The organism is Desulfofundulus sp. JL263-se (assembly GCF_056316025.1).
On record NZ_CM149993.1, the window covers coordinates 1,550,479 to 1,576,958 of the forward strand.

At 48.0% G+C, this 26,480-nt stretch carries 33 protein-coding genes; 31 read left to right on the forward strand and 2 right to left on the reverse strand.

Annotated features, from left to right (window positions below):
- Nucleotides 1-14 precede the first annotated feature (14 nt).
- The 12 genes from ACX4JR_RS07825 (at nucleotide 15) to ACX4JR_RS07880 (ending at nucleotide 10,012) form a co-directional block, all read left to right on the forward strand.
- The gene (locus ACX4JR_RS07825; protein WP_476060443.1) at nucleotides 15-533 is read left to right on the forward strand and encodes a pilus assembly PilX N-terminal domain-containing protein; all 519 of its coding nucleotides are present in this window, start codon (nucleotides 15-17) and stop codon (nucleotides 531-533) included.
- A gap of 172 nt (nucleotides 534-705) precedes the next feature.
- The gene (locus tag ACX4JR_RS07830) at nucleotides 706-1,908 is read left to right on the forward strand and encodes a type II secretion system F family protein (RefSeq protein WP_476060444.1); all 1,203 of its coding nucleotides are present in this window, start codon (nucleotides 706-708) and stop codon (nucleotides 1,906-1,908) included.
- A gap of 55 nt (nucleotides 1,909-1,963) precedes the next feature.
- Complete coding sequence (locus ACX4JR_RS07835) at nucleotides 1,964-2,464, forward strand: type II secretion system protein GspG (RefSeq protein ID WP_476057531.1); 501 nt, start codon at nucleotides 1,964-1,966, stop codon at nucleotides 2,462-2,464.
- A 31-nt stretch (nucleotides 2,465-2,495) separates the two neighbouring features.
- Nucleotides 2,496-2,987 (forward strand): prepilin-type N-terminal cleavage/methylation domain-containing protein, encoded by a 492-nt coding sequence (locus ACX4JR_RS07840; RefSeq protein WP_476057532.1) that lies wholly within the window; start codon nucleotides 2,496-2,498, stop codon nucleotides 2,985-2,987.
- A gap of 23 nt (nucleotides 2,988-3,010) precedes the next feature.
- Nucleotides 3,011-3,388, forward strand: coding sequence for a type IV pilus modification PilV family protein (locus ACX4JR_RS07845; RefSeq protein ID WP_476057533.1), 378 nt, complete (start codon nucleotides 3,011-3,013; stop codon nucleotides 3,386-3,388).
- Nucleotides 3,389-3,616: 228 nt separating this feature from the next.
- Nucleotides 3,617-5,011 carry an RRXRR domain-containing protein gene (locus ACX4JR_RS07850; protein ID WP_476057534.1) on the forward strand — a complete coding sequence of 465 codons (1,395 nt, stop codon included), beginning with the start codon at nucleotides 3,617-3,619 and terminating at the stop codon, nucleotides 5,009-5,011.
- 100 nt (nucleotides 5,012-5,111) lie between these two features.
- Entirely contained in the window at nucleotides 5,112-5,573 is a 462-nt protein-coding gene (locus ACX4JR_RS07855; RefSeq protein WP_476057535.1) for a prepilin-type N-terminal cleavage/methylation domain-containing protein, read from the forward strand.
- 50 nt (nucleotides 5,574-5,623) lie between these two features.
- A complete protein-coding gene (locus ACX4JR_RS07860; RefSeq protein ID WP_476057536.1) occupies nucleotides 5,624-6,049 on the forward strand; it encodes a hypothetical protein in 426 nt (141 codons plus the stop codon).
- A 32-nt stretch (nucleotides 6,050-6,081) separates the two neighbouring features.
- Nucleotides 6,082-7,143 carry a type IV pilus assembly protein PilM gene (gene pilM / locus ACX4JR_RS07865; RefSeq protein ID WP_476057537.1) on the forward strand — a complete coding sequence of 354 codons (1,062 nt, stop codon included), beginning with the start codon at nucleotides 6,082-6,084 and terminating at the stop codon, nucleotides 7,141-7,143.
- The gene (locus ACX4JR_RS07870; RefSeq protein ID WP_476060506.1) at nucleotides 7,143-7,799 is read left to right on the forward strand and encodes a PilN domain-containing protein; all 657 of its coding nucleotides are present in this window, start codon (nucleotides 7,143-7,145) and stop codon (nucleotides 7,797-7,799) included. The genes pilM and ACX4JR_RS07870 overlap by 1 nt, the downstream gene beginning before the upstream one ends.
- Nucleotides 7,799-8,515, forward strand: coding sequence for a type IV pilus inner membrane component PilO (locus ACX4JR_RS07875; RefSeq protein ID WP_476057538.1), 717 nt, complete (start codon nucleotides 7,799-7,801; stop codon nucleotides 8,513-8,515). Before ACX4JR_RS07870 ends, ACX4JR_RS07875 begins: the two co-directional genes overlap by 1 nt.
- Nucleotides 8,516-8,593: 78 nt before the next feature.
- Nucleotides 8,594-10,012 carry a TldD/PmbA family protein gene (locus tag ACX4JR_RS07880; RefSeq protein WP_476057539.1) on the forward strand — a complete coding sequence of 473 codons (1,419 nt, stop codon included), beginning with the start codon at nucleotides 8,594-8,596 and terminating at the stop codon, nucleotides 10,010-10,012.
- Nucleotides 10,013-10,169: 157 nt separating this feature from the next.
- Here the strand turns inward: ACX4JR_RS07880 and ACX4JR_RS07885 are convergent, their stop codons facing one another.
- Complete coding sequence (locus ACX4JR_RS07885) at nucleotides 10,170-10,436, reverse strand: DUF3243 family protein (protein ID WP_476057540.1); 267 nt, start codon at nucleotides 10,434-10,436, stop codon at nucleotides 10,170-10,172.
- Between the two features lie 279 nt (nucleotides 10,437-10,715).
- Between ACX4JR_RS07885 and ACX4JR_RS07890 the strand changes: the two genes are divergently transcribed.
- From ACX4JR_RS07890 to ACX4JR_RS07955, 14 genes are all read left to right on the forward strand, one after another.
- Entirely contained in the window at nucleotides 10,716-12,017 is a 1,302-nt protein-coding gene (locus tag ACX4JR_RS07890; RefSeq protein WP_476060507.1) for a TldD/PmbA family protein, read from the forward strand.
- 94 nt (nucleotides 12,018-12,111) lie between these two features.
- Nucleotides 12,112-12,561, forward strand: coding sequence for a type II 3-dehydroquinate dehydratase (aroQ, locus tag ACX4JR_RS07895; RefSeq protein WP_476057541.1), 450 nt, complete (start codon nucleotides 12,112-12,114; stop codon nucleotides 12,559-12,561).
- Nucleotides 12,562-12,570: 9 nt separating this feature from the next.
- Complete coding sequence (locus tag ACX4JR_RS07900; protein WP_476057542.1) at nucleotides 12,571-13,641, forward strand: M24 family metallopeptidase; 1,071 nt, start codon at nucleotides 12,571-12,573, stop codon at nucleotides 13,639-13,641.
- 35 nt (nucleotides 13,642-13,676) lie between these two features.
- Entirely contained in the window at nucleotides 13,677-14,234 is a 558-nt protein-coding gene (gene efp / locus ACX4JR_RS07905) for an elongation factor P (protein WP_476057543.1), read from the forward strand.
- 98 nt (nucleotides 14,235-14,332) lie between these two features.
- A complete protein-coding gene (locus tag ACX4JR_RS07910) occupies nucleotides 14,333-14,776 on the forward strand; it encodes a CD1247 N-terminal domain-containing protein (RefSeq protein WP_476057544.1) in 444 nt (147 codons plus the stop codon).
- 214 nt (nucleotides 14,777-14,990) lie between these two features.
- Complete coding sequence (locus ACX4JR_RS07915; RefSeq protein WP_476057545.1) at nucleotides 14,991-16,679, forward strand: FAD-dependent oxidoreductase; 1,689 nt, start codon at nucleotides 14,991-14,993, stop codon at nucleotides 16,677-16,679.
- A gap of 146 nt (nucleotides 16,680-16,825) precedes the next feature.
- Nucleotides 16,826-17,815, forward strand: coding sequence for a stage III sporulation protein AA (spoIIIAA, locus tag ACX4JR_RS07920; RefSeq protein ID WP_476057546.1), 990 nt, complete (start codon nucleotides 16,826-16,828; stop codon nucleotides 17,813-17,815).
- On the forward strand, nucleotides 17,812-18,330 hold the full coding sequence (gene spoIIIAB / locus ACX4JR_RS07925) for a stage III sporulation protein SpoIIIAB (RefSeq protein WP_476057547.1): 519 nt from the start codon (nucleotides 17,812-17,814) through the stop codon (nucleotides 18,328-18,330). Before spoIIIAA ends, spoIIIAB begins: the two co-directional genes overlap by 4 nt.
- Nucleotides 18,331-18,347: 17 nt before the next feature.
- Nucleotides 18,348-18,545 (forward strand): stage III sporulation protein AC, encoded by a 198-nt coding sequence (gene spoIIIAC, locus ACX4JR_RS07930; protein ID WP_476057548.1) that lies wholly within the window; start codon nucleotides 18,348-18,350, stop codon nucleotides 18,543-18,545.
- A 13-nt stretch (nucleotides 18,546-18,558) separates the two neighbouring features.
- Nucleotides 18,559-18,945, forward strand: a complete 387-nt coding sequence (gene spoIIIAD / locus ACX4JR_RS07935; RefSeq protein WP_476057549.1) for a stage III sporulation protein AD — start codon at nucleotides 18,559-18,561, stop codon at nucleotides 18,943-18,945.
- Nucleotides 18,946-18,951: 6 nt separating this feature from the next.
- A complete protein-coding gene (spoIIIAE, locus tag ACX4JR_RS07940) occupies nucleotides 18,952-20,124 on the forward strand; it encodes a stage III sporulation protein AE (RefSeq protein ID WP_476057550.1) in 1,173 nt (390 codons plus the stop codon).
- Between the two features lie 13 nt (nucleotides 20,125-20,137).
- Nucleotides 20,138-20,785 (forward strand): stage III sporulation protein AF, encoded by a 648-nt coding sequence (gene spoIIIAF / locus ACX4JR_RS07945; RefSeq protein WP_476057551.1) that lies wholly within the window; start codon nucleotides 20,138-20,140, stop codon nucleotides 20,783-20,785.
- A gap of 15 nt (nucleotides 20,786-20,800) precedes the next feature.
- Nucleotides 20,801-21,412 (forward strand): hypothetical protein, encoded by a 612-nt coding sequence (locus ACX4JR_RS07950; protein ID WP_476057552.1) that lies wholly within the window; start codon nucleotides 20,801-20,803, stop codon nucleotides 21,410-21,412.
- Nucleotides 21,405-22,019 carry a SpoIIIAH-like family protein gene (locus ACX4JR_RS07955; protein WP_476057553.1) on the forward strand — a complete coding sequence of 205 codons (615 nt, stop codon included), beginning with the start codon at nucleotides 21,405-21,407 and terminating at the stop codon, nucleotides 22,017-22,019. Before ACX4JR_RS07950 ends, ACX4JR_RS07955 begins: the two co-directional genes overlap by 8 nt.
- A gap of 98 nt (nucleotides 22,020-22,117) precedes the next feature.
- Here ACX4JR_RS07955 and ACX4JR_RS07960 read toward each other — a convergent pair whose 3' ends face one another.
- The gene (locus tag ACX4JR_RS07960; RefSeq protein WP_476057554.1) at nucleotides 22,118-22,540 is read right to left on the reverse strand and encodes a gamma-glutamylcyclotransferase family protein; all 423 of its coding nucleotides are present in this window, start codon (nucleotides 22,538-22,540) and stop codon (nucleotides 22,118-22,120) included.
- 235 nt (nucleotides 22,541-22,775) lie between these two features.
- Here ACX4JR_RS07960 and ACX4JR_RS07965 point away from each other — a divergent pair, with 235 nt between their 5' ends.
- The 5 genes from ACX4JR_RS07965 to gltA all read left to right on the forward strand — a co-directional run bounded on the left by ACX4JR_RS07965 (nucleotide 22,776) and on the right by gltA (nucleotide 26,460).
- A complete protein-coding gene (locus tag ACX4JR_RS07965) occupies nucleotides 22,776-23,177 on the forward strand; it encodes an Asp23/Gls24 family envelope stress response protein (protein ID WP_476057555.1) in 402 nt (133 codons plus the stop codon).
- Nucleotides 23,178-23,247: 70 nt separating this feature from the next.
- The gene (amaP, locus tag ACX4JR_RS07970; protein WP_476057556.1) at nucleotides 23,248-23,607 is read left to right on the forward strand and encodes an alkaline shock response membrane anchor protein AmaP; all 360 of its coding nucleotides are present in this window, start codon (nucleotides 23,248-23,250) and stop codon (nucleotides 23,605-23,607) included.
- A 30-nt stretch (nucleotides 23,608-23,637) separates the two neighbouring features.
- On the forward strand, nucleotides 23,638-24,066 hold the full coding sequence (gene nusB / locus ACX4JR_RS07975) for a transcription antitermination factor NusB (protein ID WP_476057557.1): 429 nt from the start codon (nucleotides 23,638-23,640) through the stop codon (nucleotides 24,064-24,066).
- Between the two features lie 130 nt (nucleotides 24,067-24,196).
- A complete protein-coding gene (locus ACX4JR_RS07980; protein ID WP_476057558.1) occupies nucleotides 24,197-25,048 on the forward strand; it encodes a sulfide/dihydroorotate dehydrogenase-like FAD/NAD-binding protein in 852 nt (283 codons plus the stop codon).
- Complete coding sequence (gltA, locus tag ACX4JR_RS07985; RefSeq protein WP_476057559.1) at nucleotides 25,048-26,460, forward strand: NADPH-dependent glutamate synthase; 1,413 nt, start codon at nucleotides 25,048-25,050, stop codon at nucleotides 26,458-26,460. Before ACX4JR_RS07980 ends, gltA begins: the two co-directional genes overlap by 1 nt.
- The last annotated feature ends 20 nt before the right edge of the window (nucleotides 26,461-26,480 follow it).

The window sequence follows — 26,480 nt, forward strand, 5'->3', positions numbered from 1 at the left end:
GGGAGTTATATCCTTTGTTCGAACGTCCGCTTAACGACAAACACGGGTTAGCTTTACTTATAGTTATGTTGGTTATGTCCGTAACCCTTATCGTAATTTTTGTCATTTTCAGCATTGCTTCTTCGGAGACCCGCATGATTGACAATTACGGAAATCGCATCAAAGCGATGCAAATAGCGGAGGCAGGTGCCGATTTAGCAATAAGTGAATGGATACAATATATCAATGACCTTCATGATGAAGGGTTTAATGATGATTACATACAACTGCAGGAGTTCTATAACAGATTCGACCAAATTAAAAATCAATTATTATTAACATTGCGAGAGCATTACGGTGAAGACGACATAAGAATAAAATACAAATATCACCTTGACAAGTTAAAAGATTTTGATAATTGCAGCACTGCGGACGATCCAGAAGGCACCCTTATTCTCGAAATAACCGGCGTATACGCCGGGGAAGAGTATAATTATCAAGTAATGTTGAGATATTGCCATCATGGCAGAGCATGGTATCAAAAAGGTTTATAAAATTAAGCCCAGCTGCATCCATATGTTGGAAGCGGAAGCTTAAATGGCTTCCGTTTTTTTATGCTTCCAGAAACAGAAAAATTTAGTACAACTTAGAGGAATTTTGAGGCACTTAACGAATTTATTTCCTTAACGTTGAAATTGTTTATTTAACGGCGGGCGGTGGCGAAATGTGGCTAAAACTTACGCATACCGCGTCAGGGATAATAAGGGAAAACTTATAACCGGATTTTTGGAGGCAGAGGATGAAGCAGGTGCAGCTGCTCAATTGCGGGAACGGAATTATTTTATTATCGATATTCGCCGGGCACCGCAACATAAGCGAAAGCCGGTTTTGTTCAGAAAGGTTGGAACAAGAGATCTGGCGGTATATTGTAAGCAGTTTGCCACCATGGTCAATGCCGGTGTTCCTATATTAAATTGCCTAACGGTTCTGGAGAATCAAACGGAAAACAAAAAACTGGCCGGAATATGCGGTAGTTTGGCTGAATGCTTACAGGAAGGACGCACCCTGAGCGAGGCCGTTCAACGGTTTCCCGATATATTTCCCGCTATATTTGTTAGTATGATTAGAGTGGGCGAAGAAAGCGGTTCTTTGGACCGTTCGCTGGATCGCCTGTCTCTATATTTTGAAAAGGAGTACGAGATTAAAGAGAAACTTAAATCGGCTGTGATCTATCCTGCTTTTGTTTTGGTAGTTTCTTTTTTGGTTATATTTGTTCTGCTTACTTTTGTATTACCTGCAATAATTGCCATGCTGGTACAACAAAATGTGGTACTGCCCTTACCCACTCGAATTGTCATGGCCGTAAGCGGTTTTCTCTTTACTTACTGGCCCGGAGTTATTTGCAGTACATTGGCCCTGTGTACTGCCTGCGGCTGGTTCATCGGGACAGAGCGAGGAAGACATGTTGCAGATAATGTATTAATAAAGATACCTGTTTTCGGCGACCTGATAAAAAAGACGATCATTTCGCGCTTTACCCGTACATTTAGTATTCTTTTACACAGCGGCATTCCCGTTATTCAATCACTGGGTATTGTAAAAGAAGCGATATCCAACAGCATTATAACTGTTGTGGTAGAAAAGGCGGAAATCAGCATCAAGGAAGGAGCAGGTATTGCGGACCTCTTAGCAAAAGATAGTGTTCTCCCGCCTATGGTAACCCAAATGATTAAAATTGGTGAAGATACCGGTGCGCTGGAGGAGCTTTTGGAAAAGGTTGCTATATTCTACGAGCAGGAAGTAAATACTACCTTGTCCAGACTGGTTAAATTGGTTGAACCGGTATTGATTCTTTTCGTGGGTGGCATAGCTGGTATCATTATCTCTTCCGTCCTGCTGCCCGTAATTGAGATAACGGGAATATTTTAAAAAACACCCGAGAAGTTACCTTGGGAAAGGGTAGTAATCTGCGATGAGGAAGAAAATGATAAAGAGGGAACTGTACAATCAAAAGGGATTCACCCTCATTGAATTGTTAACAGTGGTAGCTATTATAAGTGTTCTGGCTGCGCTGGTGATACCCCACTTCAGCGGCCAGGCCGATAAAACCAGGAAAGGAAGGGCCATTGCCGAATTAAAGTTCATGAAAACTATTATTGACTTGTATTACGTTGAAAACGGAACTTATCCCAAGGCCTCCAATGAAAGTGGCGAGGAAAACATCCCCGCGGTTCTCCAGGCTGACGGTATCAACTGGACAGGAAGTGAGGGCGGAATAAAAGACCCGTGGAAACAAAGTTACAGGTATGCTGCAAACGATAACGGGTACGTAATTTATTCCGTGGGGAAGTCAGGTGCTGAAGGTGATGAAATCGTGGCAACCAATGACCAAAATCCCGTGGCCAATCAAACAGTAGAAGAAGGCACTGGTGTGAACTACGGGGATGCCAATTTTGAAACATTTGTAACTTCCACCGGAGATTAACCGGTTTAACCGTTATGAGGCAGGTGCTTCCATGCCGTTAAGGGACCAAAAAGGTTTTACCTTTCTCGAACTTATGGTGGTTACCTTAATTATCACCACAATACTTGCCCTGGCCCTGCCCAATTTCCGGCGATCGTTGGCCCACTATGAATTGTATGCAGCAGGACGCCAAATGGTAAGTGAAATAAGGAAATTACAGCAGCTGGCACTGACCGGTGAAAAATACAGTTATAAGATATTATTTCACGTAGATCCGGGCAGAAACAACCGTATCGACCAGTATGATATTATGAGCGGAATGAACACATTAAAAATTATAAAATTACCGCCGTTAGTGAACCTTTATAATTCCAATTTTACCAGCAACACCCTGCGCTTGAATTGTTCCGGCAACCCGATCTACGGCTTCGGGGGAACTATCCAACTGGAAAACAGTTTTAATGAACGGCTGTATATAATTGTGGCGAAAACCGGGAGGGTGCGGATGGATGATAAGCCGCCGGCATCCTCGAAATATTATTAAAAAATAATAGCCCGTGATTCATTATGAAATGCAAAAAAGGTTTTTCTTTAGTGGAAGTTATGGTAATACTTTTAATTTTGTCCGTAGCTATCCTTCCCCTCGTGGGAATGCTTTATTCTGGCAAAAAGATAGCAATGGAAGCCCGCGGCACGAACATAGCCCTGTATCTGGCCCAGGCTAAGATGGAAGAATTAAAGGGCTATTCCTTCGACAACCTGGTTAACATAAATGATAAAACTGCTTTCTCCGATTACCCCCATTATTTCTATACCGTAAACATTGAAAGGGAAAGCGATTACCTGAAAAAGATTACTGTAACGGTATATTATGAATTAATGGAGAAAGAAAGGAAATTAATGTTGACCGGTGTGAAGGCGAAAAGGTCAACTACCCCTTCCTGACGGAAGGGGCTTGCGGGCAGGGGCGCACCGTCTGCAAGCTTCCTGACGGGAAGTAGTTGAACGTGGGTGTACTGCTGTAGGACCTGACGTTTCAGGACGACACTCCCAGTTCTGAGAGACACCGGTGCAATCCCGGGGCCTTACGCATGGTGCAGCGGTACGCCTTAGGGAGACCCACCACCGTTAGGTGCCCGGATCACAGGGCTCCTCACGAGAGGAGGTAAAAACATGATATTCACGGCTGACAGAAACGGCAGTCCTGGCCATCCGACGAGAAGGTTTGACATGATTCGGAAGCTGAGAAAGCGCGGGAGAGTGAAGATCGTTGGTGGTGGTGTTTCCGGTAAGCCGCCGGTTGCGGTCTTTCTCGACAGGGAGTTTGACTACACACGGACTATGGGAAGAAAGCTCGTCGTAGCACTTGACCCCGGCTACCGGAACATCGGTTTTGCCGTCTGCGAGCCGAGGGACGGAGATCTGATCGTCTACTGTCGCGGGGTGCTCGCCACCCGGATTCCGGAGATCAAAGGCCTGATGCTGGAGAGGAAAGCTCACCGGCGTTTCAGGAGATACCTCTCCCGGCTCAAGAAGAAGCGCCTCTCTGCCAGGCAGGGCAGAGTTCTAACGAAGTACAAAGCTCCGAGAAACGTAAGATCGAAAGACAGGCTCAGCGCCACGCTCAGGCACGGCGTTGAGACGCACCTGAACCTGTTCCGGAAGCTGCTCAAACTCTTCCCGTTTCCTGCCCACCAGGTCGAGTTCGTCGTAGAGGACAACATCTTCGATGTGCGGGCAATGACCTGGGGAAAGGTCTCCGGAAAGGGTTACCAGGTGTCGCCGCGTATTCCCGTTGAGAGGAAGTGCATCCTGTGCGGGGCTGAGGACGATCTTCATCTGCACCACCTTGTCCAGAGGAAGTACGGCGGCACGGAAGTGAACGAAAACAAGGTGTATCTCTGCAGGAACTGCCACGAAGATGTTCATGCAGGGAGGGTCTACATCCCGGTCAAAAGCGTCAGGCAGTGGCGTGAACTCGGTACGGTGAATGCTGTTGTTGGGGTGCTGAGGAGTGTGCCCTGGCTCAAGTTTGTGCCGGCTCCCAAGGTGGTTCTCAAGAGGAGAGAGCTGGGACTGGAGAAGGGGCACGGAGAAGATGCCCTTGCAGCAGCCGCCGTCTTCTGCGGGAGTGCTGTGCTTGACACTTCCGGTGAGCGCCGCCTCTGCCTGGCCAAGTTCAGGAGGCACAGCCGTGCGAGGGTACATGCCCAGAGGGATCGGCTCTACAAGGTAGGAAAGGTTATCACGGCCAGGAACAGGCGAAAGAGGGCCGACCAGAGGGAGCCATCTCTGGCCGACGTGCTGCCCCTCACTCCGGAACAGCAGAGGAACCTCAAGGTGTATCCGGGGATCAAGATCCTCAACCCCTTCAGGAGGGACATGCCGTCTGTGGGTGGCGACGTTTGGGTTCACCTTCCGACGGGTAAGCGGTTTGTAGTGACCGGGGTGGTGTCGAAGAAGTACCTGTACTCTCCGGAGTTGAAACAGATCGTGGGCAAGCCTTACGTTCACTCGGACTGCTGCCGGCGGGTGATCCGGAACGAGGGGATAGTGGTCTGTGAATAGCCGCCTTTCATCCCCGCCCTCACGGGCGGGGTCTTCCCGGCGGCACTAGATAAAAAATATCCTTAAGCTTGTACCTGTAACAGGTAGAAGAGGTGAGACCGTGGCTGCCCGGGACCGGTCCGGGTTTACTCTTATTGAGGCTTTAATATCCCTTTCAATTTTAAGTATTGTATTAGTCACCATTTTAGGTATTTACCAGTTCCATCTGATTACCTGGAAGAGAAACGAAGAGTTAATGGAAGTTCTGGATAATTTGCGCATCAGCCTGGACAGGATTGGCAGGGAAGTAAGGCAGGCAAAGGCCCTTCACCCGGACAGCGATGATAATAAAATTAAATTTTATACCACCGGCAGCGAGACTATAGAATATTTCCTTGAGGAAATGAATATCTACCGGAAAAAGGGAAACGGCGTGAAACAGCCGGTTGCAAGTTATATTACCGCTTTGGAATTTCGGTACGGGCCGGAAGGATTGGTTACCATCAAAGTAACCGGTGGAACGAACAGAACCGGAGAAATTTCCTATACCACTTCCATAAGAATAAGAACCCTGGTTAACTAAATATAAATCCCCGCGCTTCCAGTCTTCATTTTATGGCAGGTGTTAACTTAATGCGGTTCGGAAGCGAAAAGGGACAAGCACTTATCCTGGCTGTAATGGTTGTGGTGGTGGTTATTACTACCAGTATTGTCGTCTTGTCCTTGAGTGGGGACCAGAAAATGATTTCAAATTACCACCGAGATAAAGTGCAAGCCTATTATAACGCCGATTCAGGTATTGAGAGGGTACTGGCCAGGTTAAGCCAGGATCCGGGGTGGGTAGATAAGCTGCCTCTAAATTCAACAGTCAATTTTTATGTTGATGACAATGTGGAAGTAAAAGTTGAAAAAAAACTTGACCTTGAAAAAATAAAGCTATTCATCCTGTCTGAAGGTTATCACAATCGTGGGAAGCAAACCCTGGAGGCAGTTATCGAATTTGACAGCCCATTAAAAATTTTATCCTGGAAAGAAAAGTATCCCGTATTTGTCGATTAACGGGATCACTAATAATTACGGAGGGCAACTTCTTGAAAAAATTTTTACAAAAGCTTCTCAACAGAAAGAAAAGCTGCATTGCCATCGACGTGGGAACAAGCGAAATTAAAGCAGCTGAGATAAGTTCCGGTTTCCCCGCCGTATCCACTTTGTACAAATTACCCACTCCCTCCGGCGTGTTCGCGGGCGGGCTCAACCCGGAAGTTCTGGCCGGTGCGTTAAAGCAAATAGCAGAAGAATGCCATTTGCAAAATAAAACGATAATCAGTTCCATTTGGGGCGATAAGGTTATCACCCGTCATATCGAAGTTCCTGCAATGCCCGCAAAGGAACTGGAAAAGGCAGTGCGCTGGGAGGCTGAAAAATTTATACCGGTTCCGGTGGATGACATGATAATTGAATTCGTGCGCCTCGGCGAAGCAGAAAAGCCGGAAACCGGAGGAACAAAACAAGAGCACCTGTTGCTGGCGGCAGTTGCGGCCGATCTGGTTTATAATTTTTATAACGCCTTTGAAGCGGCGGGAATGAGGCTGTCGGTTTTAGATTTGCAGCCCTTTGCCCTCTGGCGTGTTTTCGGCGGCACAGTAAAGGTTCCTTTTTTTAAGGCGGAAGGCAACCCCGGCGGGGAAGGAACTTTGGCCGTGGCCGATATTGGAGCATCCACTACTCATATTGTGTTTATAAAAGGCGGCCAATATAAGTATACCCGCGCCCTGCCGGTAGGCGGAGATGTTTTGACAGAATCGCTGCAGCAAGCCTTCGCCGTTGATTTTGACGCGGCAAGGAAAATAAAAGAGGAAACGGGACTTTTAAATATGGAAGGTGAAATAGACTATTTAATGCGCACCGGGATTGGGGAACTGGTTAAAGAATTGCGCCGCTCCCTGGATTTTTATAAAACCCGGGAACGGAAATCTCCCGTCAAAAAGCTGCTTATAACCGGTGGCGGCAGCAAGTTAAAGGGACTTGCGCCCTTTCTGTCGGAAGAACTGGGCCTTCCCGCTGAACCGGGGGTTTTAAAAAACGGTAAAGGGTATATAGACCCCGCTTTTACTATTTCCATTGGACTGGCTTTGCGGGAGGTGGTTGATTGATGTATGAAATCAACCTGTTGCCCGCTGAGCTGCGCCCCGGCTTTGAAATAGACCTGCGGCGGTTATTGATTAAAGGGATGATTATATTCTTTTTGGCCGGTCTGGCCGGTATATACTGTGGGTTCATGTATAGATTTTTTTCTCTTGAAAATGAACTCGCTGACGCCGGTGCAAAACTTGCTGAGCTGCGCCCCCGGGTAAAAGAAGTACGAGCTTTAATAGAAGAAAGGAAAAGAATCGAGGCCAGGGTGGAGGCTTTACAAAATTTGATTAACGGGCATAAGACATGGTCTCATGTACTGGCAGACTTAAACGATATTTTGCCCGTAGATACATGGCTAACCGGTATAAATATATACTACGACCCCAAGGCAGGTATAAAGCAAAAATCCGGTAAAGAGGAAAAGGATACCATAAACAAGGAAACCGGTAAACCCGGGAAAGTTGATGCGAATGCACAAGACGCCGCACATGTCCCCAATGCAGTGACTATTGAAGGAAAATCCCGCAGCGTGCCGTCGGTGGGTATATTTTTAAAAAATTTGAACGGGCTCACCTATTTTGACGCTGTTTTCCTAAATGACATGCATGAAAACTATAATGAGGGTACTGCAACTTTCAGCATAACCGCTTATATAAGGGAAAGTGACCGGTAATGTTGGACAGGCTCAGCACCAGGGAAAAATATTTGCTCGGCATATTAGGAATAGTTATTTTTATATTTATCTTCACCCGCTTCGTTTTGAGCCCGCAGCTGGAGGCATATGCCGCAGCAAGTAATGAGCTAAAGGTTATCAAAGCCCGGCTAGAAAGCAACCTTGAACTTATCGGATCCTTCGAAAAGGAAAAAAAGGCGCTGGAAGAGGCCCGCAGGGAATATAACGCCATTAAAACATTTTTTTCAACCAATATGCAGGACGGTGGGGCCCTTGCACGATTGGGCCTGGAGGCACAGGAGGAAGGAGTGACCATTACTCTTTTCCAGCCAGAGCCGGTTGCCGAAAGGGAACACTACCTTGAACTCCCAATTATTTTTGGTATACGGGGCCCGTACCAAAATGTAATTAATTACCTGGCCGAAATTGAAGACAGCGGAGATATTATAAACCATTCTGAAATCAAGCTGCTTACCATCCGGCCCTGGTCCGGGGGCAAAGATAAGAAAAGAGAATCCGGGGAAGTAACGGCAAAGTTTACACTGGTTATTTATGCAAACAAAGCACCGGAAGAAAAGATAAAATTTGAAAAATTATCCAGCTGGACCGTTGGGCGGTTTAACGGGTTTGAGGAGGCAAGCGCAGCCAGCCCTTACCCGGAAACTTTATTCACCGGGAATAACCGCACAAACAGCTTCAACCATATTTTAAAATAATTTGATATAAATATGAATATCAGCTTTTTAATGGTCAGAAAATATTGGAGCAAAGCTTTTCAAATGGAGGTAGATTCCTTGATAGACAAACAAATTCTTAAAGAAGTTCTTGCAACAGCCCTTTCCGAAGGCGGTGATTTTGCCGATATTTTTATTGAGAATAAAAAAGTTACTGGAATAAGCTGCGAGGGGGGAAAAATTGAGCGGGTACATACCGGTATTGACGTCGGCGCCGGGATAAGAGTGATTTCCGGAGAATCTACTTCTTACGCTTATACCAACGACCTTACCCGCAAAGGTTTAATGGAAGCAGCTGAAATTGTAAGCCGTGCCGCCAGTGGCAGCAAAAAGGACCTGAATATAGACCTGACCAAATTGAGGCCGGTAGTTAACTTTGAAATCAAGGAAAGGCCGGATGAGGTAAAAACAGAAGAAAAAGTGAACGCCGTAAACGCCGCCGACAGGGCCGCGCGAGAGGCCGGGGGAGAATCGTTAAAACAGGTTATGGTGGGCTACGGGGATGTGGTGCAGCAGGTAACCATAGCTAACAGCGAGGGCGAATACGTAGAAGACGAGCGTATACGTACCCGGCTTTTTGTTCAAGCGGTGGCAGCTGAAGGGGATACCATGCAAACCGGCCTGGAAATAGTGGGAAGCCATAGCGGCTTTGAATTAATAAAAAATTATGCTCCGGAAACCGTAGCCAGGCGTGCAGCCAACCGGGCCAGGGAGATGCTTAAGGCTCAGCCGGCCCCCACCGGGAAAATGCCGGTGGTAATGGCCGCGGAGGCCGGCGGAACCATGGTCCACGAGGCCTGCGGGCACGGCCTGGAAGCCGACCTGGTACAAAAGGGGCTTTCCGTGTATGCCAATAAAATCGGCCATAAGGTGGCATCAGAAAAGATAACCGTGGTAGACGACGCCACCCTTAAAGGCCGTTACGGCTCCTACCGCTTTGATGACGAGGGAGTGCCGGCCCGGCCGGTAACCCTTATTAAAAATGGTATTCTAACCGATTATATGTATGACCGTTTGACGGCTTCCGTTGAAAACCGGAGATCCAACGGCCACGGGCGCAGGGAATCCTACCAGGAAAAGCCCATCCCCCGCATGGGCAACACCTATATTGCCCCGGGCAAGACCGACCCGGAAAAGATTATTAAAGAAGTGGGAGAAGGGCTTCTGGTAAAAAAAATGGGAGGTGGCCAGGTAAATACCACCACCGGGGACTTTGTTTTTGAAGTTGCCGAAGGTTATCTGATTAAAGACGGGGAAATAGGCCCCATGGTGCGGGGAGCCACTTTGACCGGTAACGGTCCCGAGGTGCTCAAGGACGTTGAGATGATAGGCAGGGACCTTGGTTTTACCATCGGTACCTGCGGCAAAGACGGCCAGGGCGTTCCCGTCAGTGACGCCCAGCCCACCATGGCCATAAAGGAACTTATCGTGGGGGGAACCGCTCATAGAAAAAGCGATAGAAAAATCAGGAGGCTTTAAAGTAAGCTGAAGCCCTGCCCGCAGTTTTCGTTGGGGCCTTTGGTAAAACACGCAATCGCACGGGCTTTTTTAATTGATTTTGATATATTTAGGAAAAATTTTTACTGCCATCATATAAAGGAGGACGGTATTTTTACTGAAATACCGTCCTCCTGGATTATTGTTTCATAACCAGTTTGGTCATTAAGTTTGCCAAAACTTTTTTTTCACCGGGGTCGGCCACCTGCCAAAGTTCTTTTACTGCCTTTTGCTCAGGATTGGCCGGGGGTACGTTTTCAGCTAATACGTCTCCCGCCTGTTCTGCCAGAGATCTTATTTTATCCTGGGGTATTCCCAGTTCCCCAGCGAATTCCACGGCCTGCTTCAAGTATTGTTTCCAACTGTCCCAATCACTGCTAACTTTAGTGAATTCAAAATTAATCATATTAAATCATCCTTTCTTTAAATAATCTTTGCCTCTACCTATTCTGTTCCTGCTTTTTCTATATTATTTTTTCCTTCAATACGGGAATTATTCAATTGAGCCATATAAAACTGCATCGGTGGAAGATTTTGTTTTGACTCAAAAAGGAATACTTTTTTCGTGGGCGAATTATACTAATGTGACAATTTTAAAACCTGTACTAACGGCATTATTTTCCTGAAAGGGGCGTATTTCTTGAAGAACCAGGATTTCCTAAATAATGCCGAACACGCGGTAGTAATGGCCAAAAAGATGGGGGCCCACCTGGCTGAAGCTTACTTAAGTAATAAAAAGGAATTATCCATAGACGTTCGCGGGGGAAAGGTAGAAACCTTAAAATTGGCCGAGGAGCGGGGCCTTGGCCTGAGAGTGCTGGTAGGTGGTAAAGTTGGGTTCGCCTTTACCTCGAATTTGGGACCGGAATCCATTGAGCAAGCAGCCAGGCAGGCCCTGGCCAATGCAGCAAATACAGCTCCCGATGAAAACCGTAACCTGCCCGGTCCTTTTCCCCGATACCCAAGACTTGACATTTTCGACCCTCATATAACATCTACCCCGGTGGAGGAAAAAATAAACCTGGCCAAAGCCATGGAAGAAGAAGCCCGCTCATATAGCCCAAAAGTTAAAATAATTGAAAGTTCCTCCTATCAAGATGGAGAAATTGAAGTGGCCATATATAACAGCTTGGGCATTTCCGCCAGCTACCGGGGAACTTACTGCGGAGTGTATATATCCCTGGTAGCGGAAGGAGGAGAAGACGACCAAACCGGCTTTGCCCTGGATTTTAACCTGCGTTACGGGGAACTAAACCCCCGGGCGGTGGGCAGAAAGGCTGCGGAGCGTGCTGTTCGCATGCTGGGGGCAAAACCTGTACGTACCCAGCAGGTTCCTGTTATTTTGGATCCTTATGTAGTCACGGGGTTCCTTGGACTTCTGGGACCCTCTCTCACCGGTGAGGCGGTACAAAAGGGACGCTCCCTCTTAGCTGGCAAGGTGGGAAAAAAAGTGGCCTCAGATAAGGTGAATATAGTGGATGACGGTACGCTTCCCAGCGGTTTGGCTTCATCGCCCTTTGACGACGAAGGTTATCCCACATCCCGCACAATTTTGGTAAAGGAAGGTATCCTGCAGGGCTTTTTGCACAATACATATACCGCCTCCAAGGAAGGTGTCTCCTCCACCGGAAACGGTACGCGGAGTTCCTATAGGAGTATACCGGAAGTAGGTATTACCAACTTTTTCATTGAACCGGGGAACGTTAACCCTGAAGAACTTGTAAAGGATGTTAAGAATGGTTTTTACGTTACCGAAGTAATGGGCCTGCATACTGCCAACCCCATTTCCGGCGATTTCTCCCTGGGTGCCGCCGGCCTGTGGGTAGAAAACGGTACGTTCACAAGGCCGGTACGGGGTGTGGCTCTAGCCGGAAACCTGGTGGAATTATTAAAAAACATAGAGGAAGTGGGAAACGATTTGCAATTTTTCGGCAGCAAAGGTGCCCCTACTATAAAGATATCTAAAATGAGTGTTAGCGGGCATTGAATTCGTTCCCCGGAAGCGCCTAACCGAACCGGCTCTTTGCCCGGATACTGAATTATGGTAAAATATGTACAGCAATCTAGGACGGTGGCTGGGAATGAAAATACTGGTTTTAAACGGCCCTAATTTAAACCTCCTGGGCAAGCGGGAACCGGGGATATACGGTCAAGCCACCCTGGATGAGATATATGGCAAATTATCGAAGCTTGCTGAAGAGCTGGGGGTAGAACTGGCATTTTTTCAATCGAATCACGAGGGGGCCCTCATCGACCGCTTGCACCAGGCCCCGGGCAAGGAATCGGCAGTAATATTTAACCCCGGAGCCTTTACCCATTACAGCTATGCGCTCCGAGACGCGGTTGCTGCCATCGGTATCCCTACCATAGAAGTACACCTTTCCAATATTCACGCCCGGGAAGATTTCCGCAGGCATTCTGTCATTGCCCCGGTGGCGGCAGGTCAAATCAGCGGCCTGGGCCCCATGGGCTACCTGCTGGCCCTGAGGGCCGCAGTGGCACTGGCGGCTGAACAACAGAGGAAAGAGTAGGAGGCAAAGATGAACAACCGGCTCCAAAAACTAAGGGAACAGCTTCCCCGGCACGAAATAGAGGCCTTAATGGTTAGTCACCCGCGGAACTGCACCTACCTCAGCGGGTTCACCGGTACATCGGCAGCCCTGGTGATTAGCCGCCAAAACGCTTACTTGCTTACCGACTTCCGCTATATAGAGCAGGCCAGGGAACAATGTCCCCACTTCGAAATTATTGAAGTAAAAGAAGAACTTTATTCAACCCTGGCCCGGTTATTATTCGAAACGGGCATTCGCAAGTTAGGCTTTGAGGCTGATCACCTTACATACCACCAGTTCACTTCACTGCAAGAAAAATTGCCGGCAACTAACCTGGTTCCCACGACCAAAATAATACAAAAGCTTCGTGCCATAAAAGATGCGAATGAAATTGCTGCCATTGAAAAATCCGTACACATACTTGACCGCGCCTTTACGTACATAATGGAAAAACTAAAGCCCGGCCTGACGGAAAGGGAAATTTCCCTCGAGCTTGAAATTTTTGCCCGCCGGGAAGGCGCCGAAGAAAAAGCATTTCCCTTTATTGTTGCTTCCGGGCCCCGGTCGGCGCTTCCCCATGGTACTGCATCCGACCGTGTTATCCAGGAAGGAGATCTGGTTACCATAGACTTTGGGGTCACTTACAATGGTTACGCCTCGGACATGACCAGAACCGTGGTGATAGGGCGGTCCAACAAGCGCCAGGAAGAAATCTATAATATTGTGCTTAAGGCACAACTCGCCGGCCTGGCAGCCGTTAGGGCCGGAGTTAAGGCCAGTGAAGTTGACTGGGCGTCCCGGGCGGTAATTGAAGAATACGGCTTCGGACCCTGCTTCGGTCACAGTACGGGGCACGGGGTTGGATTGGAAGTACATGAAAGTCCCCGCCTTGCCAAAAAAGATGATACCATTTTGGAACCCGGTATGGTAGTCACCGTAGAGCCGGGTATATACCTTCCCCAGTGGGGTGGAGTTCGCATAGAAGATACTGTAGTAGTGGAAGAAGATACTTGCAGGATACTCTGCAACTCTCCCAAAGATAAATTAATTTGTATCTAAGAAAAAAGTTTACATAAAGCAAGGAGGCAGAAACCTTGATCTCAACAAATGATTTCCGTACCGGCCTGACAATAGAACTTGACGGGGAAATTTATCAGGTAATTGACTTTCAACATGTAAAGCCAGGTAAAGGATCGGCTTTTGTCCGGTCGAAGCTGCGCAATTTGCGTACGGGGGCAGTAATCGACAAAACCTTTAACGCCGGTGAAAAAATCCCCAGGGCGCATCTTGAGAGGCGTGAGGTACAATATCTTTATAATGACGGGCAGAGCTATCACTTTATGGACATGGAAACTTTTGACCAGTTTTCCATGGAAGCAGACCAGCTGGGTGATGCGGTAAACTATCTTAAGGAAAACATGAATATCAAGATTCTCATGTTCCAGGGAAAATCCATAGGTGTAGAACTTCCCAACTTCGTGGAATTGAAGGTTGTGGAAACCCCGCCGGGGATCAAGGGAGATACGGCCTCCGGCGGTACAAAACCTGCCACCCTGGAAACGGGCTATGTGGTTCAGGTACCCTTCTTCATCGAAGAAGGAGATATTTTACAAATAGATACCCGTACAGGGCATTATATTAAGAGAGTATAAATTGGTTTAGGAAATAAATGTTTAAAAACCCCCTGATGGAGAGATACTAGAAACATCAGTACCGTGATTCGGTATTAATTTTAAAGGGGGTACAACCAGTGCAGAACCTAAAGGCTCGTGTAGCCTATCTCCAGGGATTGTCCAGGGGAATGAATTTGGACGGAAATACAAATGAAGGTAAACTCTTAGCCGGCATTATCGATGTTTTAGAGGACTTTGCCAATTCCTTTGACAGGTTGGAAGAAGCCCAAGAACAAATGGAGGACTACCTGGAAAGCATTGATGAAGACCTCTATCAGTTGGAAGATACCGTATATGACGGAACATTCCAGGAAATGAACCCTGAAGACTATCTAGAAGTTGAATGTCCCAATTGCGGCGAAACCGTTTGTTTCGAAGCAGGAATACTGGAAGATGATGATGTTGTAGAAGTTACCTGTCCCAATTGTGATGAAGTGGTATTTGTCAACGATGAAGGTTACCAGTCCGCCGACGAGCCTGAGCAACTGGAATTTAAGTCAGGTGCAGAGAATAACGTCTAATTTAAATTTAATTTTTGGTTTTGCGAGCGACTCCTCCAAGAGGGGAGTCGTTATTTTTTCTGCCCTTGACTTTTCGTAATATTGCAATATACAATAAGGCCAGGTTATACCAGGTAATAACTAAGTAATTGGCGACGGCAAGAGCGGTTTAAAGAACAGGCCTGCTGGCAAGATTGTTATTATCATAATTTTTTAGGAAAGGCAGGGAAAACAGTTGGGTGCTCAAAAGATACTTATAATCGGGGGCGTAGCAGCGGGTCCGAAGGCCGCTGCCCGTGCCCGCAGGCTTGCACCGGATGCGGAAATTACCATAGTGGAGCGCGGCAATTTGGTATCTTATGCCGGTTGCGGCATGCCATTTTACCTGTCGGGAGAAGTTTCAAAGTTTGAACATTTATTTGAAACAACATATGGGGTAATCCGTGACGCTAATTATTTCTGGCGGGAAAAAGGCTGTAAAATGTTAACCCGTACCGAGGCCAAGGCCATTGACCGGGAGAAAAAGGAAGTACTGGTAGAAAACCTGGAAACCGGGGAACAGTACACTTTACCCTATGACAAACTGGTATTGGCGACGGGGGCTTCTCCCGTGACACCTCCTATTGAGGGATTGAATTTAAAAGGAGTACACCGCCTGAATCACCCTGATGATGCACAGGCTATTAAAAAATCACTGGAAGAAAATGAGGTAGACGAAGTTATCATTGTGGGCGCCGGCCTCATCGGGCTGGAAGCGGCAGACGCCCTTTCCAAGTTACACCTTTTTACAACGGTGGTAGAACTACAGGACCAGGTATTACCCGGCCTGCTTGACCCGGACATGGCCGCCTGGCTGCGCAGAAAACTGGAAGATGCAGGGGTGGAATTTAAACTCGGTCAAAAGGTACTGCGCATAGAAGGGGACGAAGAAGGTAATGTCACCGGCGTGGTAACCGATAAGGAAAAGTTAGACGGGCAAATGGTAATCATTGCCGTGGGTGTAAGGCCGAATGTAGAACTGGCCAAGCAGGCCGGCCTAAAACTGGGTAAAACCGGTGCCATTGCCGTTAATGAATACTTACAAACCAGTGACCCTGATATATATGCCCTTGGCGATTGCATCGAAAATACCCATCTTATTACCGGTGAAAAAGTTTATATTCCCCTGGCTTCAACGGCTAACCGCCAGGGCCGTGTAGTGGGCGATAACGTTACCGGCGGAAACAGCACTTTCAAGGGAATTCTGGGCACGACTGTTTTACAGGTAATGGGCTATAACACAGGGCGTACCGGCCTGGGTGAAAAACAGGCCAGGGAACTTGGCTATTCCGTTATCACCGCCCTCAATAATACCTTCGACCGTACCCACTATCACCCGGATCACGGGATGATGATGATGAAATATATTATTGACGAGAAAACCGGGCGTCTCCTCGGGGCCCAGGGCCAGGGCACCGGGGACGTGGTTAAAAGAATCGACGTTTTGGCTACCGCCATTACCTTTGGTGCCACAATGGAGGATATTGCTAACCTGGACCTGGGCTATGCACCGCCCTTTTCCACCCCCATTGACGTCGCCCAGCACACCGCCAATATTGCCCGTAATAAGATGTGCGGCCTAGCCCAGTGTATAAGTGCAGAAGAATTGAAGCAAAAGATGGAAACCGACGATGATTTTGTCATCCTGGACGTTCGTACCGAGGAACAATTTAAGGCAAGACATCTTAGGGATGACCGGGTAATGCTGGTAGTTTTGGGTGATCTGAGGGAACGAATTGATGAAATTCCCAGGGACAAGGAAATAGTGGTTATCTGCGCCTTAGGAACCCGTAGCTACGAGGCACTGCGCATCCTGAAGGGCGCCGGTTTCAAAGATGTAAAATACCTGGAGGCGGGGCTTCAGGGCTGGCCTTACGAGTTGTAACAGTAAGATATTTGTAACAGGGGTGGGGTTAAGTATCAATAAGAGCCAGGCAAAACCTGGCTCTCTTTTTTTATTTTCAAAGATAATTTTCCATTCATAATTTGGCAATTCCAACCATATTTATTAACACGGAGGAGGGACAAACATTGAGTGTTTACATCCCCGAAAATATACCCTACCGGCAAGTGTTTTCCGTACTGCCGGATAACCTTCGAAGCATGATGGCACGCCTGCCCGTGGTAGTAATGGATAAATTAGAAGAAATTCGCCTTCGCCAAAACCGGCCCCTGGTCCTGGGCCTCACTTCCGGAGACAGCTACCTGGGTCCCAGTGGCGAACCCACCGATAACCCGCTAAGGGCCTACCTGGTAACGGAAGATGACATCAAGAGGGTCACCAGAATGGTAAGCAATTCATCTTTATATGCCCTTGAAGAGGAACTTAAAAACGGTTATGTCACCTTACCCGGCGGGCACCGGGTGGGCATAACCGGCAAGGTGGTGGTGGAAGCCGGAAAGGTAAAAACCATTAAGTATATTTCCGGATTCAATATCAGAATATCCCGGGAAGTAAGGGGGATTGCCCAAAATATACTGCCTCACATACTGGACGGGTGTGCAAAAGTAAGACATACTCTCATTCTTTCCCCTCCCAGATGCGGAAAAACCACCTTACTCCGGGACATGGTACGTTTGTTGAGCAATGGAGTGCCGGAATTAAATTTTCCCGGGGTTACCGTGGGATTGGTAGACGAGCGCTCGGAATTGGCCGGCTGTTACCGGGGTATTCCCCAGAGGGACGTGGGACTGAAAACTGACGTCCTGGACGGCTGTCCCAAGGCGGAAGGAATGATGATGCTTCTGCGGGCCATGGCCCCCCAGGTACTGGCCACTGATGAAATAGGAAAACAGGAAGACATACGGGCCCTGGAGGAAGTCATCAATGCCGGCGTAACCGTACTTACCACCGTTCACGGCTCCTCTCTGGAAGAAATAGCCAGGCGGCCGGCCCTTAAGTACTTGCTGGGTCTGAAAGTAATAGAAAGGTTCATAATACTCGGCCGCTCCAGGGGGGTGGGAACGGTGGAAGAGATCGTAGACGGCAGAACCATGCAAGCCCTGGGAGGGAAAAAATGATTAAACTCCTTGGCGCGATAATAATCATTACGTGTACCGGATTATTAGGAATGTCTAAAGCCCGAAAGTACGCCCTGCGCCCGGCGGAACTCCGCAATCTCCAATCCGCCCTGCAAATACTGGAAACGGAAATTATTTACGGGGCCACTCCCCTGCCGGAAGCCATGGAACAGGTTGCAGCCCGCACTGAAAAAAGCATATCATCCTTCTTTGGTAATGTCAGGAAAGAATTGTTATCCATGACCGGCTGCACTGTAAAGGAAGCCTGGGACAGGGCCCTGGAGTTATTTGCTTCCCGTACCGTCCTGGATAAAGCCGACATCAGCATACTTCGCCAGCTCGGCACTTACCTCGGCATGTCAGACCGGGAAGACCAGGCAAAGCACCTGCACCTGGCCATGGAACAATTAAAACTGGAAGCCGCCAGCGCCGCCGAGAAAGCGAAAACTCACGTAAAACTCTGGAATTACCTGGGCTTTTTGTCAGGATTGCTGCTGGTCATTCTCTTTTATTAATAAGGAGGCTTCAATCTATGGATGTGGATCTTATTTTTAAAATTGTGGGAATTGGGATTCTCCTGGCCGTTGCCCATACTATCTTGAAATCAGCCGGGAAAGAAGATATTAGCTTCTGGGCAACCACCCTGGGTTTAGCTGTGGCACTTCTTTTAGTAATAGACTTGTTAGGTGATCTATTCAACCAGGTTAAATCGGTATTTAAACTCTTTTAAATGAGGTGGCAGCATGGAAATCCTCCAGGTAGTGGCCTTGGCCATAGTGGCCGCGGTAATGGGCATTATGCTCAGGCAGAACAAACCGGAAATAGCAGTATTGCTTAGCATTGCCGTGGGTACCGTTATTTTCCTGACGGTACTGGGGAAAATCGGCTCCGTTATAGACATTCTGAAACAACTGGCGGAGCGGGCAGAAATAAGCAACATTTACCTGGGAACCATTCTCAAAATTGTGGCAATAGCATACATAGCTGATTTCGGTGCCCAAATATGCCGGGATGCCGGGGAAGGTGCCATTGCTTCCAAAATTGAATTTGCGGCCAAAATAATGGTTCTGGTACTGGCCGTACCCATCGTCGTGGCAGTACTCCAGGCCCTGTTAAAGCTTGTACCGTAAGGAGGAATGCCCGTGCGCCGCTTCTTAAGTTTATTACTGCTTTTTTTTATAACGTTACTTTTTCCGACGCTGGCCCTGGCCGGAACAGAAGATAATACCTGGAGCGAGCAGCTTTCAGAATTGGACATGTCCGACGTGGAAAATTTCGTTGACCAGTTAAACACGGAAATAACCGGGGCTGTACCGGAATTAAATTTTAAGGAACTGGTAATTAAAATTGCTTCCAGGGATGTAAACTGGAAACCAATGGATTTATTAAATAACTGTTTGAGTTATATCTTTCGGGAAGTAGTCGCTAACCTGGCCCTGCTGGGGAAGCTGGTCGTCCTGGCTATCATTTGTGCTGTACTGCAAAACTTGACTTCAGCCTTTGAAAAGGGAACAACCGGCCAGCTCACTTATATGGTTACCTTCCTGGTCCTCATCACCATTGCCCTGGGGTCGTTCGGGCTGGCTGTTCAGGCCGGCCGGGAAGTGGTGGACAAGATGGTTGCCTTTATGCAGGCATTGCTCCCGGTAATGTTAACCCTCCTGGTGGCAGTGGGGGGAATCGCTTCGGCAGCCATTCTGCATCCGGTAATATTTACAACCATTACTATCATCGGGACCGTCATCAAAAACGTCATACTTCCGTTAATTTTCTTTGCTGCAGTATTGGATATTGTTAGCCACCTTTCGTCCAGATTTCAAGTGTCCCGCCTGGGCGACTTGATGAAGACCTGGTCAATGGGAGGTCTAGGGATCTTATCAACCATCTTCCTGGGAATACTAGCTATCCAGGGAGTGGCAGGGGCGGTGGGGGACAGCGTAGCCCTCAGAACCGCCAAATTCGCCACTGACGCTTTTATTCCGGTGGTTGGCGGAATGTTCAGTGACGCTGTGGAAGCAGTTATCGGATCATCATTGCTGTTGAAAAATGCTGTAGGTATTGGCGGCCTGGTAGTAATCTGCCTCATGATGGCAGTTCCCCTGTTAAAAATTATATCCCTTGCTTTTATTTATAAGCTGGCCGGTGCTCTCATCCAGCCCGTTGGCGACAACCAAATGGGCGACTGCCTGAACAGTTTGGGAAACAGCCTTTTGACCATTTTTGGCGCCGTGGCCACTGTGGGACTATTGTTTTTCTTTGCCGTCACCATAGTGCTGGCACTGGGCAACTTTACGGTCATGTTGAGATAGGGGGTCATCCTCTGTGGACATTATAAAAGATCTGGTCCAAACCCTGATTATTATTGTGGTATTGGCCGTTTTCCTGGAAATGTTCCTGCCCCGGGGCAAAATGATGCCCTATGTAAAGATGGTAATGGGCCTACTGATTATTATTGCCGTCCTCCAGGCCATAAGCGGGATGCTCCGGCAGAACTGGTTCCAGGACGTTCCCGGGGTAAAAGCCCGGGTGGAGGGCCCCGCTCCCCCGCTGGAAGAAATTATGGCGGCGGGAAAGCAGCTGGAATATAAAAGCCGTGACCTGGCCCTGGAAAACTATCGGGAAGGAATCTCCAGGCAGATACAGGCACTGGCAAGGCTAAACCCCCGGGCCGGGGTAGTGGATGCCGAGGTGGAGCTTAGCAAAGAAGCCGGTGAAAAATATTACGGGAAAATAAAAAAAATTACCCTCATTGTTAAACCTTCTGCAGAGGAAGACGGGATTACGGCTCAAGGCGGCAGCGACATACAACCGGTACACATAAAAGTAGGAGAAACCCCTTTAAAAGAAGAGGAACGCAAAGAAAGGGAAATTTCCCCTGAAATCAAAAAGGCGGCCAGAGAAGTGGCTGATTCCATAGCTGATTTTTATAACCTGTCCCCGGATGAAATATCGATAGAATACAAAAATTGACGGGAGGGACGCAAAGTGAACGATAAATGGAAGGAATTGCGGGAAAAATTCAAGGGCGCCAACAAGCAGCTGTTGTTTCTGGTTGCACTGGCCTTGGTAGGAATCACCCTTTTAATTTATAGCCCGGGAAACACAAACCCGGAAAATATATCCGAACCTCAGATCACTGAGCAGAACAATTTGATACAGCAGGGTAGCCAGGGAATGATCCGGGAAGAAGAGGAACTGGCCCGCAAGCTGGAGACCATGCTGGGCAGTATAAACGGTGTGGGTGATGTAAAGGTATCAGTTAGACTGGCTGCCTCAACCCATTCTCATTACGCCTTTAATACAGATAACGGGGAAAAAGTGACCCGGGAACAGGATCAGTCAGGCGGTACCAGGACAACTACGGAAACTACCCAAACGGAACAGCTGGTGCTGGTACGGGGGCCGCAGGGCAGTGAAAAGCCAGTTATTGAAAAGGAAATCGCCCCGGACATTGCTGGGGTCTTGGTAGTGGCCCAGGGTGCCTCCAGGCCGGAAGTAAGGGCCCGGCTCTTCCAGGCCGTTCAGGTATCCCTGGGAGTAAACCCGCACAAGGTGATTGTTTTACCCATGGAAAGGAGTGAGGGTTTAAATGACTAAAATAATAATACAAATTCGCAAACGCAACATAGTACTTACCTTTTTGGCCGTACTGGGAATTGTTTTTCTGGCCATTGGGTGGAGCGGCACTCCTCAAAAATTCCTGGGAAAAGAAAAGGAAACTGCCCCGGCGGCCACCCTGGCCACGGAATCAAAAACGGAAAGGCAGCCTGTTCAAAAAAACGGAGAATCAACTACCGAAACAACAGCTAACGTAGTAAAAATGCCCGATGAAGTGGCCCTGTCCGGTGATAAAGGTGCCAGCTTTTTTGTGGACTACCGCCTGGACCGCCAGCGGGCCAGGGGACAGCGCCTGGAATTACTCAGAGAAATAATAAATAACCCGGCCAGTGAAAAGGAAGCCCGCAATAAGGCCCAGCAGGAAATCCTGACCATAAGCAAAAACATTTCCCGGGAATTGGAGCTGGAGAGTTTAATTAGGGCCAAGGGGTTCGATGATGCCATAGTTTTTCTGGAGGAAGACAGTGCCAATGTAGTGGTAAAATCAGAAAACGTTACCCCCGAAGAGGCAACCCGCATCTGTGACCTGGTAGCCCGTGGAACGGGCATCCCGGAGCAGAATATAATAATTATACCTCAAAAATAAAATGCACAAGAACAATGGATTGAGAAAGAAAGGGGACTTTTCAGAACCCGGACCTTGCCCAATAATGCAAACAGAAGCTCGCTGCAAGTAGCGAGCTTTTACTTTTTATTCTGCAAAAACCTCAGCCAGTCACCGCCGTAAACGATTACAGCGTTTTCTTTCAGCCACTGGGCTTTAGAGGGAGGCCATAAATACATATGTGCCTTGCATTTTTCTCCCGTTTCAAGAATTTCTATTTCCCTTATTTCCCGGATCAGGTGGCTTTGACTTTCAACGCCGGTGTATTTATGAATTTCATCAATTTGCGGTAAAATTACCCCCAGGTCGTCGGACTCATACAGCACCCCTTTTATTTCTCCTTCACCCTCCAACACAACAGGATACCCGTCTCTCGGCAGGTAATACATTATCCCTTTTGCCCTGGCCGGATATGTCTTGGGCCGGCTGGCTTTAAGAAAGCGGTTATAATTATCCAGCCCGGGAAGCAGGGTTCCGTATACAAAAAGTTTATTTAAATACACGCAATATCATCCCTTTCCTTCAAGAAAAGTAATTTTATTAATAATTTTCTTTGTTAATATAGTTTTTCCTTTATCTAATTTACGAGACCAGGATATCACGGCCCGCGGGTTACCATTTTATCGACGGAAAAACCCGGTAATCGTACCGTCTCTTGATTCCCCGGCACTCCGGTATATTGCATCATTTTCCGTATTTTAGTATACTTTAGTGAGTAGTATCCAAGGAGGTTGAGGTATGGACCAAAACGATATTGTACTTAACGGGGAAAATACCGGCCTGGGTTCAATTCGCATTGCCGACGAAGTGGTGCGCATTGTTGCCGGGCTGGCAGCCACGGAAGTACCCGGGGTTGCCGGCATGAGCGGCGGGGTGGTGGGCGGAATTACGGAAATGCTGGGACGTAAAAACATGTCCAAAGGCGTCAAAGTAGAAGTTGGAGAAAAGGAAGCTGCCGTAGACTTATACGTAGTAGTCGACTATGGAGTAAGAATACCGGAAGTTGCCGCCCGCATTCAAGAAGCGGTGAAAAAAGCCATTGAAGAAATGACCGGCTTATCCGTGGTAGAAGTAAATGTAAATATTCAGGGTGTAGCCTTCCACAGCGAAGTTAAGGAAGAGGAAAACCGGGTAAAATAAAATTAATTCCTGCAGGGCTCAGCTATGAAAATTTTTGCCGCCTTTATTTCCAGGGAGGGTGCCGCGAACAGTGGGCTTAAAATTATTCCGCTCTGTATTGGCGGGAAAAAAGAGAAAGTACGTCACAATTCGGCAATGTTCTCTGGGGAAAATACGCATATCCGGGCGGGCCATTGAATCCCTGGTGAAAAAAATAACCACCGGAATGGCAGGAGTTCAGGAAGCTAAAGTTAAAATTGTGGCTATGTCCCCGAGTATCAATATTGAGGTGCAAGTTACCACCGTTCTGCCTCAAAATAACCTGCCCTCCCTGTCAAAATCGGTCCAGGCCAGGATTAAAGAAGAAATTTTTGAAATTACGGGAATTCAGCTTCGAAAAGTAAAAGTGAAAATTGATAAATTAACTCCTCAAAAGCCCCGGGTAAAATAAAAAAGGATAAACCGTGAAAGGTAGGTACACATGGCCAGGCGACAGGCAAGGGAAGCCGCTATGCAAATTTTGTACGAAATCGAAGTAGGAAAGGGCGACACTGAGCAAGTTTTTCAACGAACTGTTCAAAACAAAAAACTTAATGAGCAAGATAGTGCTTTTGCAAAACAGCTGGTTTTTGGTACACTTAATAAACTTCCTGCCCTTGATGATATTATTTCCCTTCTGAGCAGGGATTGGAATATCGATCGTTTGGCCTATATTGATAAGAATTTGCTCCGCATGTCATTGTACGAAATGTTGTACATGCCAGAAATACCTTATAGCGTTTCCATTAACGAGGCCATAGAATTAGCTAAAGTTTTCGGAGGAGAGAATTCACCCAAATTTATTAACGGCATTCTGGGCAAAGTAGCCGAGGACCCACAGCTTTATATCCAAGCTAAGACCCGCGAATAAGCGGGTCCTTATCTTTTTAAAATTTTGTTCGTTACTAAAAGATTAGCAGGAATCCCTGTCTTGACCGCGAACTTATAATTTAGCATTTTTGTCAGAAAATTTTTTTTGAGGGAGGGGACAAAGGTATACCATGTTCAAGATTCTAGATAAAAAAATATTCTCCCCGGTAATTAAACAACTTGTTATCGAAGCGCCCAGAGTCGCTAAAAAATGCCAGCCAGGACAGTTCGTCATCCTGCGCATTCACGAAGAAGGCGAGCGTATTCCCCTGACCATCGCAGACTTCGACCGGGATAAAGGCACCATTACCATTGTATTCCAGGAAGTGGGTAAAACCACCATGCAATTGGGGGCCATGGAAGCAGGCGACTGCATTAAAGATTTCGTCGGCCCTTTAGGTGAGCCTTCTCACATTGAAAACTTCGGCACCGTTGTTTGCGTGGGTGGCGGCGTTGGCGTAGCCCCGGTACATCCCATTGCCCGTGCCTTTAAAGAGGCCGGCAACCATGTAATCGGGATTATCGGCGCCAGGAACAAGGAACTTTTATTCTGGGAAGACAAAATGAGAGAAGCCTGCTCGGAACTTTTCGTCACCACCGACGACGGCTCTTACGTGCGAAAGGGATTTGTTACCGATGTCCTGAAGGAAGTAATTGAAGACAGGGGCAAGGAAAATATAGCCCTGGTGCTGGCCATTGGCCCGCAGCCAATGATGAGGGCTACGTGCAACTTAACCAAAGAATACGGTCTTAAAACCATCGTGAGCTTGAATGCCCTTATGGTGGACGGCACTGGCATGTGTGGTTGCTGCCGGGTTTCCGTCGGCGGGAAAACCAAATTTGTTTGCGTGGACGGCCCTGAATTTGACGGGCACGAGGTGGACTGGGCCGAACTTGCCCGCCGGTCGGCAATTTACAAGCCCGAGGAACAACGCGCCCTGGAACGCCATAAGTGCCAGTGTGGATGTGGAGGTGGCAAATAATGACTGAAAACAAAAAGCCCAAAAAAGAAATTATTCCCCAAAAACACCCCATGCCGGCCCAGGATCCCGTAGAGCGCGCACGTAATTTCAATGAAGTTGCCCTCGGGTACGACGAGGAAACCGCTGTTGCCGAGGCCAAGCGCTGCCTGAACTGCAAAAAACAGCCCTGTCGGCAGGGCTGCCCCGTGGAAGTAGATATTCCTGCATTTTTGCAGCTGGTTGCCCAGAGAGACTTTGAAGGTGCAATTAAAAAAATCAAGGAAAAGAACGCCCTTCCTGCCATCTGCGGGCGCGTTTGCCCACAGGAAAATCAGTGTGAAAGCTACTGTACCCTGGGCAAGAAGCATGAACCTGTGGCCATCGGACGCGTGGAGCGTTTTTGTGCAGACTGGGAACTTAAAAAGGGAGTTACCCCGCCCCAGGTGGAACCTCCCACCGGTAAAAGGGTTGCCGTTATCGGCTCCGGTCCTGCAGGCCTGACTTGTGCCGCCGACCTGGCCAAGAAGGGACATGAGGTTACCATTTTTGAGGCCCTGCACGTGCCGGGCGGTGTTTTAATGTACGGTATTCCGGAGTTCCGCCTGCCCAAGAGAGTTGTGCAGGCCGAAGTGGAAAATCTTAAAAAATTAGGTGTTAAAATAGAAGTCAACTCCGTGGTGGGTAAAGCCACTACCGTTGACGAACTTCTTGAAGAAGGTTTTGACGCGGTATTTATCGGTACCGGTGCAGGATTGCCCTACTTCATGAATATTCCGGGAGAGAATGCCTGCGGCGTTTACTCCGCCAACGAATTTCTGACCCGGACCAACCTTATGAAAGCTTACCTGTTCCCCGAGTGGGATACCCCCATCAAAGTCGGCAAGAAAACTGCAGTAATCGGCGGCGGTAACGTTGCCATGGACGCTGCCCGCACGGCACTTCGGCTGGGAGCCGAGGAGTCCTGGATTGTATATCGCCGTTCCAGGGAAGAACTGCCGGCCCGGGCCGAAGAAGTGGAACATGCCGAGGAAGAAGGCGTAAAGTTTGCATTTCTCACCAGCCCGGTGGAAATTTTTGCTGATGAAAACGGGTGGGTAAAGGGAATGAAGTGCATAAAATATGAGCTGGGTGAGCCGGATGAATCCGGGCGGCGCAGGCCCGTTCCCATTGAAGGCTCGGAATATACAATGGATGTGGATACGGTGGTTATAGCCATCGGCCAGGGGCCGAACCCACTGGTACCCCGCACCACCAAAGGCCTGGAACTGACCAGGAAAGGTACTATTGTGGCCGACCCGGAAACTGGAGCCACCTCTAAGCCAGGAGTATTTGCCGGCGGAGACGTAGTCACCGGCGCAGCTACCGTTATTCTGGCCATGGGCGCAGGACGTAAGGCTGCCAATGCCATTCATGAATACCTGAGTAAAAAATAAAAAGGAGGAGATCGATCAAT